A 13534-nucleotide genomic window follows, 5' to 3' on the forward strand; every position below is an offset into this window, starting at 1 on the left:
TGTGGGAAAGCGCATTAAAGAAATATTTCATTATTGTAAATTTTGAAGTCAGAATGATAATTGCGACCTTTGCGCATAGATTCGCCACAAACCGACGGATTGCAACCGACATGGGCGTGAAGCCGGGGTCGGTAACGCAGAGAATTAACTGAATCTTTAACTATAATCCATGAAATCTATTTAGAAAATGGTAACTGCTATCGTCACGTTTTTTATTCTCGGTTATCTGTGCATCGCTCTTGAAAGCGTGCTCAAGATCAACAAGGCCGTGCCCGCGCTGTTGATGTGCGTGGTCTGCTGGACACTCTATGCCTGCGGAGTCGGAGGCGAGGCCGACACTTCCGGCCGTCTGCTCCACCATCTGGGCGAGACCTGCGAAATCCTCTTCTTCCTAATGGGAGCCATGACAATCGTGGAGATTGTCGACGCCAACGGCGGCTTCTACTTCGTCCATGACGCTCTCGCCACCAAAAGCAAACGCGCGCTCCTCTGGCGAATCACCGCAATGACTTTCATCCTCTCGGCAATCCTCGACAACCTGACCACCTCAATCGTGATGATTATGGTGTTGAGAAAACTCATCGAAGACCACAAGGACCGTATGATATACGGCGGTATCATCATCATCGCAGCCAACGCCGGCGGTGCCTTCTCGCCCATCGGCGACGTCACCACCATCATGCTCTGGATCAAGGGTATGATCTCAACCGGCGGTGTGATTTCACAGCTCATCCTCCCCTCGATTGTCTCGGTTGTCGTCTCGGCTCTCTGCGTGTCGCTCTATCTTAAAGGCGATGTCGTAGCTCCAGCCGGTTCGGCCTCAAACCTCCCTGCCAACTCCCCTGCCGACAGGAAAATCATCCTCTTCTTCGGTGTCGGCGGTCTGATTTTTGTCCCCATCTTCCGTATGCTCACCGGACTTCCTCCCTTCATGGGCATCCTTCTCGCCCTCGGCGTTCTGTGGCTTGTCAGCGAATGGCGCACCACCCGCGCATCAATCGTTGTTGAGGACAGCCATCTGAAAGTGACAACACTTCTCTCACGCATCGACCTCGCCACCATCCTCTTCTTCCTCGGCATCCTTCTCTCGGTTGCGACCCTTCAGGAAACAGGCGTGCTGACAGCCTTCGGCCAGTGGCTCAACGAGGTTTCCAACGGCAACCACTATCTCGTCACCGGTGTCATCGGCGTTGTTTCGAGTATTGTTGACAATGTGCCTCTCGTTGCAGGCTGCATGGATATGTATCCCATCGCTGCAACCGGCGATTTCGCTTGCGACGGCCTCTTCTGGCAGCTCCTCGCCTACTGTGCCGGTGTCGGCGGCTCGATGCTCATCATCGGCTCTGCCGCAGGCGTGGTCGTGATGGGTCTGGAGAAAATCAGCTTCGGATGGTATCTCAAGAAATTCACATGGATTGCATTCGTCGGCTACATAGCCGGTATGGCCGTCTATGCCCTCGAAACCCTCTTCATGGGCTAAGGCACTTAAAACATATAGCCTAAAAATAAGCCATCCGGCATTGCGTGAGTTGCAATGCCGGATGGTTTATTTTTAGGCTATGACTAATTTTCAATTAAAATCAGGCGCTTGTAGGGACGCGCTGTAGCGCGTATGCCGGATGAACCTCAAACACCCCCAAAATAGTGGCCAGATGAACCTCAAACACCCCGTCAAATCGAACGGACAACACGACAGGGATTGCCAACAGCAAGTGAATTGGCCGGGATGTCGCGGTTAACCACACTTCCTGCACCAATCACGCAATTGTCGCCTATCGTGACACCGGGAAGCACATTCACTCCCGCACCGATCCACACATTGTTGCCAACGGTGATAGGACGGGCATATTCGAGGCCCTGATTGCGCTGCGCGACATCGAGAGGATGACCTGCAGTGTGGAAACCGCAGTTGGGAGCGATGAACACGTTGTCGCCGAAAGTAACCTTGGCACCGTCGAGAATGACAAGGTTGACATTGGAATAGAAATTCTCCCCGATTTCAATATTGTAGCCGTAGTCGCAATAGAACGGCTGCTCGATGAAAAACTCACCGGAAGTCTTGCCGAGAAGCGATTTCATGAGGGCTTTACGCTCCTCAAGCATGTCGGGTTGCAAATCATTGTAGGCACGGCAGCGCTTCTTGCACTCCATGCGCTCGGCGATGAGTTGCGGATTGTAGTTTGCATCATAAAGCTCTCCGCGAAGCATTTTTTCTTTCTCCGAATCCATTGGAAAGGTGATTATAGAGTTATTTTACAATTTCAAAGAGAATGTTTTTACCCGTCATCAATTGGCCGTCACATATCCATAGACAGTGGCGGAGATGCGGGCAATCAGACGCTCGGCACCCTCCATTGTGCCATCGAAATCCTTCACGAGTACGGCGAGGGAATAGGAATGCCCATCGGGAAGGGTGATGTAGGCCACATCATTGACCGCCGCAATCACACCGTCCTCATTAATGTAGCCGCTGCCTGTGCGGTGACCGACAGTGATGCTGTCATTGTCGAAAAATGGCGCAGGAATGCGTTCACGGCCCGTCTCGCAGCGTTTCAGCGCCGAGATGAGGAATTCCTGCTTCCGAGGGGTAACGAGGCTGTCGGTGAACACACGGTTGATGAGCGCCGCACAAGCCAAGGGTGACGACCAGTTGTCGGCAGCCAACGAATGGTCGAGCTGCATGGAGTGCTCGGTGTGACGGATGGAAAAATCAGTGATGCCAGTCATTCGGCGGATGATACTGTCGGTCCGTTCGGGCGAACAGAAACGGTCAAAGAGTATGTTGCTGACATTGTTGTCGCTCAGCAAGAGCAGATAGTCAAGCAGGTCGGTCATCGGGAGGGAGAAATCACCTTCCGGATAGTCTTTCAGCATCGGACTCCATGTCTGAAGATTGAGTTCGCCGTGTCGGATCTGCACAAGGGTGTCAATTTCCACCGACATGCCGTCAAGAACCGCGCAGAGAGCTACGGCCTGATGAAGTTTGAACACACTCATCAGCGGGTAGCGGACACCGTCGTTGTTGACCGTAACGGTATCCTTGCCGTCGATAATCACTGCTATACCGACATCCCCTTTCGCATCCTTCACCACATCCATCAACTGCGATTCGAGCGTGGGAGCGGTCTTGCAGGAACATACTGCAATAAAAATAGTCACGATGAAAATCAGAAAAGACTGAAATGATGAAAGATTGCGCATAGAGAATGGAGTTTTACAAATTATCGGATTTATGACTGAGACGGAAAAAGGTGATACCCCCTCTGCAACTCCCTCAAAGGCTGTCGGAATAAGCCTTCGGAGATTATACGACGAAGCCTTTCGTCATGCTTATGAAGGCAAGCCGAAAGGCTTCGGGATTTATCGTTGCACACCCCAAACGGGGCGTTGCACAGACTGAGGGATGGAGGAATCAACCGATCTTGATGCCGGAGAATCCCATGAAGGCCATGGCGAGGAGACCTGCGCAAATCATGGCGATGGGCACACCGCGCATAGCCTTGGGTACGGAAGTCCAGGCAAGCTGTTCGCGGATACCGGCGAAGATGGCGATTGCCATTGTGAAACCGACGGCGGTTGCGAAGGCATAGACGATGCTCTCGCCGAGGTTCATGCCCTTCTGGACAACAGTGATGGCCACACCGAGCACGGCGCAGTTGGTTGTGATGAGGGGAAGGAACACACCGAGTGCGCTGTAGAGCACCGGAGCAATCTTCTTAAGGATAATCTCAAGCATCTGCACGAGAGCGGCGATGACGAGGATGAAGACGATTGTCTGCATGAACCCAAGGCCGAAGGGAGTGAGGACGAGGTCCTGGAGGAGCCATGTGATGGCAGTGGCAAGCAGCATGACGAAAGTCACGGCTGCACCCATGCCGACAGCGCTCGACAGCTTGCGCGAAACACCGATGAAGGGGCAGATGCCGAGGAATTGGGCAAATACGATGTTGTTGACAAAGATTGCCGTTATGATGATGGAAATGTATTCTAACATAAACTTAGTTAAGTATTAAATATTAAGGACTAAGTATAAAGTATCAGCAGGATTTCGCACGGAGTTTCGAGAAGAGCGCGATGAGAAGACCGAGGGCGATGAACGCACCGGGGGCGAGGACGAAGACGAGCGAACCGAACTGCTCGGGATAGATGGTGAGGTCGAAAATCTTACCTGTTCCGAGGAATTCACGCACAGCGCCAAGGAGTGTGAGCGCGATGGTGAAGCCGAGGCCGATGCCGATACCGTCAAGGCAACTGTCGAGGACACCGTGGCGCGAAGCGAAGGCTTCAGCACGTCCGAGGACGATACAGTTCACCACGATAAGGGGAATGAAGATGCCGAGAGTGGCGTAGAGCGAGGGGACGTAGGCTTCCATGACAAGCTGAAGCACCGACACGAAGGCTGCGATCACGACGATGTAGGCAGGGATGCGCACCTTTGAGGGCACAAAGTTCTTGATGAGCGAGATCACCACGTTGGAGCAGATGAGCACTGCCATTGTGGCAAGTCCCATACTCATGCCGTTGAGGGCACTGCCGGTGGTACCGAGAGTGGGACACATACCCAACATCAGCACGAATGTCGGGTTTTCGGCGATAATACCGTTGAAAAGTATTTTAAGTTTATCGTTCATGGCTTGATGAGGGGTTTATTGCTGTGCGGCAAATTGTTGTGAAGCCTGATTGGCGAGTGTGAGAGCTCTCAGGAACGCGCGCGACGAGATGGTCGCAGCAGTGATGGCGTCGACATCACCACCATCCTTGCTGACTGTGAGGTTGGAGGTGGCGGGGTTGAGGCCGATGATGCTGTGGGCGGGATTGCAGAACCACTCACCCATTTTTGATCCGAGGCCGGGGGTCTCGGCATGTTGCATCACTGCATAGCCGGTGATGTCGCCGGCAGGATTGAAGCCATACATCACGGTGATAAGACCGGAGAAACCGTTGGTGTCGTGGCTCTCGACAGCTATGCCGACGAGCTCGCCGTCCTGACGGGCGGGGAAAACGGTGACGGTCTCGCCGTCGACAGTCACTTCCGAAGCCTCATCGGCAGGATTGTTGTTGAACTGTATGTCGGGGAGCACCTGACCGATTGCAGCCTTCTGCTTCTCGGCCTTGGCCTGTGCGATAGGCTCCTTGGTTGCGGTGTAGACTCCGGCAAGCGCGGCAGCGGCCACGACAGTGATGATGCCGAGCGAAAGCACCATGTTTACGAGCGATGATTTCATGCTGCTACCCTCCCTTCTCCGAATTTGCGGGGTTTGACATAGCGGTTGATGAGCGGAGTGAGACCGTTCATGATAAGGATGGCGAAGGAAACGCCTTCGGGATATGCACCCCACTGGCGGATAACCACGGTGATGATACCGATCATGATACCGTAGATGATCATGCCTGCATGGCTCATGGGCGAGGTGACATAGTCAGTCGCCATGAAGATAGCGCCGAGCATCAGACCGCCTGTGAGCAACTGCACACCGACATTGGCGCCGATGCAGAGCGAGAAGACGGCGACTGTGCAAAGGATGGCAACGGGGATGTGCCAGGTGATTACGCGGGTGCAAAGGAGGTAGATGAAACCGATGAGAAGCGCGATGGCTCCGATCTCACCCATCGAACCGCCGGTGAAACCGAGCGCCTGCGTGAGAAGGTCGACATCAGCACCGGAAATCTGATCCATCTTGAGCTGACCGAGGGTTGTGGCACCGGTTGTCGCATCAAGGTAGTTGAGACGGTTTTCCATCGGGAGAGGCCATGTGGTCATCTGCACGGGGAAAGAGAGAAGCAGGAACACACGACCGACAAGTGCGGGATTGAAAATGTTGCAACCGAGACCGCCGAAAGTCATCTTGCCGATACCGATTGCAATGACGCAACCGATGAGGACTGTCCAGATCGGAAGATTCGACGGGAGGTTGAGCGCGAGAAGAAGACCGGTAAGCACAGCCGACATGTTGCCGATTGTGGGACGTTCTCCAAGCATGTAGCGCGAGATGAGATATTCAACGGCTACGCAACCGACTATAGACGTGACTATTACGATTGCTGCGCCGATACCGAAGCAGTAGAGCGCCAAAGCGACGGCGGGAAGAAGTGCAATGATGACATGCGTCATCAGCTTCTTCACCGTGACAGATGTCTGCGCATGGGGCGAAGGTGAAATGGTGATAAGCTGGCTCATTACTAAGTTTTGAAATTGGTATTAGTCGGTGCAAAATTAAGAAAAAATTTTAAAATATTGCATAATTAATCTTCACTTAATGCACAATTCATGTTTTGGAGAGCATAATTCATAGTGGTTTACGGATGACTTGAAACAATGGCCGGGCAGAAAAAATTCAGGCCGGCTCCGGAGTGGAGTCGGCCTGAGTGGTCTATGGATTGTGATAATTACGCATCAAGCGTTGAAATCACAAGCACTTCTTAGTTACGCCAGCGGGGGTCACCGATGTTCTTCTCGACGATTACCGATGGCACCATCTTGTAGCGGAGTGCATTCAAGATGTCGGCGGGAGCCTCATGGTCGCGATGGTTTGCAGAGGCAGGATTGTGTGAGGTGAAGGGAGGATTCGGGTTGTTGAATACTTCGGTAGCTTTGAGTGCCTTTCCGTTTTCAGTAACGGCCTTAACCACGAGGTCTTCAGCAGAACCATCGTTACCGGGAGTCCAGGTGACGGCACCGAAAGAGTTCTTGGCATTGGAGAACTGAGAGCCGTTGAAAATCTTGTCATCAGCAAGATGGCTGTCACGGCAACCGATAGAATAGTTGTCGGCTACGTCGAATGAGAAGAGACCTTCACCCTTGATTTCACGGATGTCAGCACCATACTGGTTTAGGGCACGGTTGTCATTGTCTGCTGCGGCAAGGACGATGAGGTTGCGCTTGAAGGTGTAGTGAGAACCACTGGGAACATAACGGGTCTGGAAGAAGTTACGGCCTGTGGAACGGGTTGAGAAGTTGAAGAAGGTGTTATTCTCAATCTTGATGTTCCACTGCACGTTCGACTCATAGTTGATGTTCTTGTCATTGTCGGAAATCATCGCGGTACGAGGACAGTCATACATTGTGTTGTTAGACCATGTGAAGTCCTTGTAGACATTGGATGATACACGGCCACCGTCGCCTGCGAACCATGCATAGCCACGACCGTTGTTGTCATAGTAACCGCAGTTGTAGAAGAGATTACCATCAATGACGATTTTCTCGAAGGTCTTGTCTTTGGAACCCTGGACACGGAAGAAACCGCGGATCATGCGCTGGAATGTACAGTTGTAAACCTCAAATGACTTGAAAGAAACTTCCATACCGTTGGAATACATGTTGGCAAAGTAGTTACCGGATGCATTGTGGACGTTTTCCATCTGGTGGCCGTAGTTGTAAGCTTCCGGACAGTCAAAGTCAATGTTACGGAAAATGACAGAACCTACTTCGATAGGACAGTCAGCCTCGCCGGCGGCCTTTTGCTTACCGAACATGAAGTTACATGTGGCAAGGTCACCTGTACGGTTGCCGTCAGAATCCAGACCTACGCCGATACCACCGAGGTAGACTTTAGCTCTCTTGCCCTGAGCGACATCTGCGGGATCAGTTTCAAGGGTGAAACCCTTTGAAAGTGTCGGGTTGGCGAAGAAGAAATAAGCCTTGTCACCTTCAAGATAGAAAGTCTGACCCTCAGCAAGGGTAATATCAGTTGCAAATGAGCCGATGATGTCATCAAGATAACAAGCCTGATACTTTACCTCACCGGGGATAGAGTCAGTGGCGCGGACAGTGTGCTTGATAAGACGAGGATCGCCGGGATCACCATAAATAGGTTTACGGATGGTGTTGTAGCGGGCATCAACAAGAACAGGGATGTTGGAGTTGAGTACGTTCACGAGATAGATTGCATTCTTAGTGAGACCGGTAATGCGGAGTTCAGCCTTACCATCGACAAAGTCTGCATCTGAAAGGGGATAATCCTGCCAGATTGCATCGACAGTAGCATTGGGAGTCTCAGAAGAGGGAAGCACGGTGAGCTTGTCGACTTTGAACTTAGCTTTGGTCATGTCATTTTCATTGCCATCCTTCTGGAGTTCGAAATTTTCCTGAAATTCCTTGAACATGATGGCCTTTTCATCGTTCGAACCGGACAGAGCGGAGGCAACGTTGAGGTCAATATATACGGTGAACGCATCGCGGTTTTCAGATATGTTGCCAACGTTGATGATACCGGGGGTCACATAACGGTCCTCAGTTTTGAGACCGCAGTAATCAGCCCATTGGCGACCGTCGCCATGACCATACCATTTTGAATGATGCTCTTCCACACCATCGGGATGAAGAACACGGATTGAGAAACGGTAGTCTGTACCGTATTCGAGGTCTTCGATACGGAGAGTCAGTTGGTCAGCCGGAACAACTTTTGTATGCTTTCCGTCAGGCCATACGGCAAGGTTATTCTCATCGTCCCATCCGGCAGGATTGGTCAACGGTGGCATGAGTCCGTAGGCGATTTCATAACCGGCCGCACCGTCGACACCATACCATGCGAGTTCAACAGTGTTGAGTTCTTCAGTGATCACACGTGTTCCGTAGGGGTCATTGGAGACATTGGTATTCTCTTCCAGACGGAACATCGTCATAGGCATACGGTCGAAATCCTCGGCGGGATTTGACGGGCCCATATTCTCGTCGTCATCCTTACAGGAGGCAAAGCCAAGGGCAAGAAGGGCAGTGAGAGTATATAAGAGTTTCTTTTTCATTGTCGTTGTTTAATGATTTAGATTGAAGGCATGTTATCTATAGCCGTATTTGTTTTCATACTTACCCATTGAGCGGGTTACGACGGCGCGGGGATAGGGAAGTATATAGCGCACGGGAGGAAGTGAGGACATGTCGGGGTTTGTGGTAGGTTCGGGGCAAGAACCGTATGATCCATCAATGTTCTTAATGTAGAACTGTCCATTATCCACGTCGCAATACACATAGCCACGGAGACAGTAGAGAAGATCCTGACGGGGCTTGCTGATATTGTCGTCAAACCAACTCATATAGTCTGCACGGGTGGGTGCGGTGCTCTTGCCGTCAATATCCATACGAATCTTGGAGTCGTCGGAAGTGGGCTGACGGTAGGGGTTGATGATACGGACAACGTTCATGTTGTTGGAGGTCTGGGGGAACTGGGCTTCGGTAAGGAAGTTGTCGTTTCTCACATTATTATAGTAATAAAGAGAGAACATAAGTTTATCGCTCCATGAACTTTTGCCATCGAAATCGTATGCGTCAATAAAATCGCCGTAACCTCCGACACCTTCACCGGCATTGTAATAGCGGAAGAATGTCCAATAGAGTGTTTCGCCAAGCATGTTGTTGCGGACAAGATCGCGCCAACGCATGTTCTCACCTGCAAACTCGAACTTACGTTCGTCAAGAACAGCTTTCAGGAAGTCAGCTTTGTTGCTGTAGCTTTCGGTCTTCGCAATCTTGGCAGGATTGGTGTTGCGGAATGCGCGTTCACGCACCTGCTCGAAGCGTTCGATGGCGAGAGGTGTAGGACCATCGTTAAGCTCATTTGCAGCCTCTGCATACATCAGGAGGACATCGGCATAACGCATGTAGGGGAAGTTGAAGCCGGTGCTGCCTTCAGTTGTAGCACCAAGACCGTTGGTGTTCCAGAGTTTGGACCACTTGCCGTTGTAGGTGGTGCGGTCGTTGTGGAGCTGTGCTTCGCCCTGGTTGTTGTAGCCGAAGAGCTGATTGACGTAGTCGCGACGGGCATCATCGTCATCAAAAAGGAAACGATAGAGGGCGTTGAGCTGGGAACCGCTGCTTGCCTTACCCCATGCATGAACTGTAGAACCGGCCGAGTTGTCCATTTTAGGACCATGGATGTAACCGATGTTGCCGGTCGACTCTTTGGCGAAAGGAATTTCGAAGATGGGATCATCGCCGGATGCAAGTACGAAGTTACATTCGTTGACGAACACCTTATGGTAGTCCAGACTGAGATTGTGGTGGCTCTTCGTGATTACGGAGTCAGCATAGTCAGCTGCAGTCTTGTAGAAATCAAGATAGTTGGAAGGACGCTCCATCTTGCCGATGTTGCTGCCGTCGGGACGGAGGGAGTATCCGCCTGCAGTCATTGCAAGGCGTGAGATCATGGCCCATGCCATTTCCTTACCTATGCGTTCGCAACCACCCTGGAAACCCTGTTCGGTTGTCATTGTCATGTAGGGAGCGATTTCTTTCAGGTCTTCGATGAGATCTGAAAGGATTTTCGTACGGTCCTCAACATCATAGACTGCACTGGGTGCGAGGTAGGAAGGCAGCAGAGAGTAGGGTACATCACCGAAATACCAAATAAGGTCATGGTAGAAAATCGAACGGAGGACTTTCACTTCACCGAGCATCTGCATCAGTTCGGAATCTTCCTCATCATAGATTTCAGAGCTCTTGATACCGGCGTCAAGCATGTTTGCACGTTCGATACCGGAGTAGAGATCATCCCACATTTTCTTTATATCACCGCCATCGGGGTCGCAGTCATAGCGCTTGTAGCCCGATGAGGTGGCATATCGGTTACTGTTGTCGGCAAATTCCACATCCGTGCTGAATGAGAATTTCTCGATCATGTTCTGACCGTAGGTGTTATTGGAGAGCATAGCCGCATAAACACCGTTGAGGGCCCGGTTCATTTCCTTCTTATCAGAGAAGACGTATTCCGGTGAGAGCTTGGAAGGAGCGTCAACGTCGAGATAATCGGAACAGGAGCCGAGAGCCACTGCCGAAAGTCCGGCTAAGAATATATTTTTTAATTTCATGTTTTCGTTACAATAAGAAGTGTAATGACGTATTAGAAGGTTAAGTTCAAGCCAAATACATAGCTGCGGCTACGAGGATAACGGTTCATGTCGAATGAAGGTGTAAGACCGCTCTGAACGTCAACTTCAGGGTCATAGCCTGAGTAGTTGGTGACGATGAAGGGGTTGGTGACAGAAGCGTAGAAGCGGAGCTTAGACATTCCGGCTTTGCTGATGATGTTCTGCGGGAGGGTGTAACCGAGAGTGATGTCTGTACAGCGGAGGAATGAACCGTCCTCAACGAAGTAGCTCATAGTCACATCCTTGTTAAGATCCGCAGGGTTCCAGCGGGTCTGACCCTGATTCATGGTCACATAGTAGTCAGAAGCTCCTTCGTTCCAATAGTTACCGTACATAACCTCATACTGGCGGATGGCTCCGGTGTTGTCGTAGTAGCGCCAACGGTTGCTGTATGCGCCGAGGACATTCTTGAAGTTGTTCTTGTTGTCGATGGACGACGAGAGATAGTAGGCGGTAGCGTTGTAAACATCGAAGTCGAGGAAGTAGGTGAAGTTGGCATTGAAGTCAAAGTTCTTCCACTGTCCGGAGATACCGAAACCACCCTGGAGTTTGGGAGTGGTGCGGCCGATGACTGTGCGGTCATTGTCGTCGATGACACCGTCGCCGTTGAGGTCCTTGAACTTGGGCTTACCGGGGAGAGTGGCGGTGCCTGACTGGGTACCTTCATAGACATTTGTCATGTCAACAGTGCCGGGCTTGGGTTCATATACAGAGCTTGCAACGTTGTAGTTGAATTCGTCAAAGCTGTAGAGACCGTCGTAAAGGAAACCGTAGATAAGACCGACTTCACCACCTACTTCAAGACGATAGTTGTAGCCACCGTCCTTCGAACGGCTGTGGGTATCGTAGAGATAGTCGGCGTCGCCTGTGAGTTTATCGACTTTCATCTTGTTGGCTCCGAGGTTGAAGTTGGCTGAGAGGACATAGTCCTTTCCACGGAGAATGTCACCGTTGATTGCGATTTCAAAACCGCGGTTAGTCACCTGACCGATGTTCTGGAACTGCTGTGCGTAACCTACAGTCGAGAGGATGTCGGCCTTGTAGATAAGGTCGGAAGTAGTGTTCCAGTAGTATTCGGGAGTGATGCGCAGACGACCGTTGAAAAGCGAGATGTCAAACGCGAAGTTGCGGGTAAGGGTGGTTTCCCACTTGAGGTCGGGGTTGGGGAGATATTTGTCGGGACCATACCAAAGTTCGCCGTCGACAGTAGCCTCACCGAAACCGGGGCCTGAGCTTGCATTCGACTTGTAGAGGTAGCGCCACATGTCGGGGTCGAGGTTGTTGTTACCTGCCTTACCGATAGCTGCGCGGAACTTGAGTTCTGTGAGCCAAGTAAGGTCCTTCATGAACTCCTCGCTTGAGATAACCCATGCACCTGAAACAGAGGGGAAGTAGCCCCACTGGTGGCCGGGTGCGAACATTGAGGAACCGTCTGCACGGAAGGTGGCTGAAAGGAGATACTTGTGGTCATAGTTGTAGTTGATCTGACCGAAGTAAGATGTGGTGCGGTTGGCTGTTCCAAGTTCAGAGCTTGCCTCGTAGGGAGTACCGAGCTGCATGTTGTTGAGAGCCTTGTCTGCCGAGATGTTGTCAGGGAAGTAACGGTTCTTCATCGTGTTGGCTTCAGACTGCTTGTGGTAAAGTTCGAAACCGGCGAGAGCGTAGAAGTTGTTCTTCTCCTTGATTGTCCAGTCGTAAGATGCAGTGGTTGTCCAAGTGTATGTATTGGTCTGCTTCTTTTCGATTGAAGCAACGGGATTTGAGTTGTGCTTCTTGCCTTCAGAGGTCAGACGGCCCCAGAAACGCTTGTCGTCCTTGAACTGCACGGTATACACACCTTCAGTGCGGAGGGTCAGACCGCTGATAGGCTTGAATTCAAGAGAAGCCTGGTTGGTGAAAGTATAGGAATGACGCTTGCGCACATTGGTCTTGATGTCGGCGACAGGGTTGGTATAGGTAAAGATACGTTCCTGGTCGGGGTCAATGGTCTCTTCGGGCCACCATGCGCCGTCGCGTTCGCGGATACCGTTGGTCGGGCGATAGCGGAGCACATCGATGATACCGCCGGTACCAATATTATCACCACCTGCACCCTCGTCACGGCGATATGACATCTTGGGGTTATACTGGAAAGTAAGGTTGGGGAGAATCTTGGTCTGGAGTTTGGTAAGGATGTTGGTACGACGCACGCCTGTGCCCATGATGATACCACGGTCGTCAGACTGGGTGATTGACACGTTGTAACGGGTCTTGTCGTTACCACCGCCGATAGAGAGGTTGGTTGAGTAGGAGAAGGGATTGTTGCCCATCACTTCATCCTGCCAGTCATGTGTGCGGGCCTGCTTATAGAGGTCCATGTCCTGCGGATGACCGAAGTTGTAGCGGAACAGACGGGTCTGCGAGTTACGGGTCGAGTGGCCTGTAGCATAGTCCCACTGATAGTCTACGAAGTCATAGGCATCCATGAGGTCGAGTTTCTTGGTGATGTGGCTGACAGAACCCTGTGCGTTGAACGAAACCTGGGTCTTGCCTTCCTGAGCCGACTTGGTGGTCACGATGACTACACCGTTACCACCCTTCGCACCATAGATAGCGGTGAGGGAGGCGTCCTTGAGGATGTCGATGCTCTGGATGTCGCTCGGGGGAATATCGTTGATGTTCTCAACCTGGAAAC

At 51.5% G+C, this 13534-nt stretch carries 9 protein-coding genes and 1 pseudogene (1 of these 10 running past the window's edge); 1 reads left to right on the top strand and 9 read right to left on the bottom strand.

The window, feature by feature from the left end:
- The first annotated feature begins 187 nt into the window (after positions 1–187).
- Positions 188–1480 carry a sodium:proton antiporter NhaD gene (gene nhaD, locus QZ310_RS07855; protein ID WP_297071956.1) on the top strand — a complete coding sequence of 431 codons (1293 nt, stop codon included), beginning with the start codon at positions 188–190 and terminating at the stop codon, positions 1478–1480.
- A gap of 191 nt (positions 1481–1671) precedes the next feature.
- Here the strand turns inward: nhaD and QZ310_RS07860 are convergent, their stop codons facing one another.
- The 9 genes and pseudogenes from QZ310_RS07860 to QZ310_RS07900 all read right to left on the bottom strand — a co-directional run.
- Positions 1672–2229 (bottom strand): sugar O-acetyltransferase, encoded by a 558-nt coding sequence (locus QZ310_RS07860; protein WP_297071957.1) that lies wholly within the window; start codon positions 2227–2229, stop codon positions 1672–1674.
- A gap of 57 nt (positions 2230–2286) precedes the next feature.
- Entirely contained in the window at positions 2287–3159 is an 873-nt protein-coding gene (locus tag QZ310_RS07865) for a serine hydrolase (RefSeq protein WP_297071958.1), read from the bottom strand.
- Between the two features lie 253 nt (positions 3160–3412).
- Positions 3413–3994, bottom strand: a complete 582-nt coding sequence (locus tag QZ310_RS07870; protein WP_297071959.1) for an electron transport complex protein RnfA — start codon at positions 3992–3994, stop codon at positions 3413–3415.
- Between the two features lie 43 nt (positions 3995–4037).
- Positions 4038–4631: an electron transport complex subunit RsxE gene (locus QZ310_RS07875; RefSeq protein ID WP_297071960.1), complete on the bottom strand. Its 594-nt coding sequence runs from the start codon at positions 4629–4631 to the stop codon at positions 4038–4040.
- 15 nt (positions 4632–4646) lie between these two features.
- Entirely contained in the window at positions 4647–5225 is a 579-nt protein-coding gene (locus QZ310_RS07880) for an RnfABCDGE type electron transport complex subunit G (RefSeq protein WP_297071961.1), read from the bottom strand.
- Entirely contained in the window at positions 5222–6178 is a 957-nt protein-coding gene (locus QZ310_RS07885) for an RnfABCDGE type electron transport complex subunit D (RefSeq protein ID WP_297071962.1), read from the bottom strand. The genes QZ310_RS07880 and QZ310_RS07885 overlap by 4 nt, the downstream gene beginning before the upstream one ends.
- A 242-nt stretch (positions 6179–6420) precedes the next feature.
- On the bottom strand, positions 6421–8742 hold the full coding sequence (locus QZ310_RS07890; protein ID WP_297071963.1) for a hypothetical protein: 2322 nt from the start codon (positions 8740–8742) through the stop codon (positions 6421–6423).
- A 33-nt stretch (positions 8743–8775) separates the two neighbouring features.
- A complete protein-coding gene (locus tag QZ310_RS07895; RefSeq protein WP_297071964.1) occupies positions 8776–10800 on the bottom strand; it encodes a RagB/SusD family nutrient uptake outer membrane protein in 2025 nt (674 codons plus the stop codon).
- A gap of 32 nt (positions 10801–10832) precedes the next feature.
- A pseudogene (locus tag QZ310_RS07900) lies at positions 10833–13534 on the bottom strand (SusC/RagA family TonB-linked outer membrane protein); its annotated part runs 258 nt beyond the window's last position; the annotation flags it as partial.

Source organism: uncultured Duncaniella sp., from assembly GCF_910577345.1.
Classification (GTDB): domain Bacteria; phylum Bacteroidota; class Bacteroidia; order Bacteroidales; family Muribaculaceae; genus Duncaniella.

Coding starts and splice junctions, on each gene's coding strand:
- QZ310_RS07885 (WP_297071962.1), bottom strand. CDS start 6,178: ATGAGCCAGCTTATCACCATTTCACCTTCGCCCCATGCGCAGACATCT.
- QZ310_RS07870 (WP_297071959.1), bottom strand. CDS start 3,994: ATGTTAGAATACATTTCCATCATCATAACGGCAATCTTTGTCAACAAC.
- QZ310_RS07880 (WP_297071961.1), bottom strand. CDS start 5,225: ATGAAATCATCGCTCGTAAACATGGTGCTTTCGCTCGGCATCATCACT.
- QZ310_RS07875 (WP_297071960.1), bottom strand. CDS start 4,631: ATGAACGATAAACTTAAAATACTTTTCAACGGTATTATCGCCGAAAAC.
- QZ310_RS07895 (WP_297071964.1), bottom strand. CDS start 10,800: ATGAAATTAAAAAATATATTCTTAGCCGGACTTTCGGCAGTGGCTCTC.
- QZ310_RS07890 (WP_297071963.1), bottom strand. CDS start 8,742: ATGAAAAAGAAACTCTTATATACTCTCACTGCCCTTCTTGCCCTTGGC.
- nhaD (WP_297071956.1), top strand. CDS start 188: ATGGTAACTGCTATCGTCACGTTTTTTATTCTCGGTTATCTGTGCATC.
- QZ310_RS07860 (WP_297071957.1), bottom strand. CDS start 2,229: ATGGATTCGGAGAAAGAAAAAATGCTTCGCGGAGAGCTTTATGATGCA.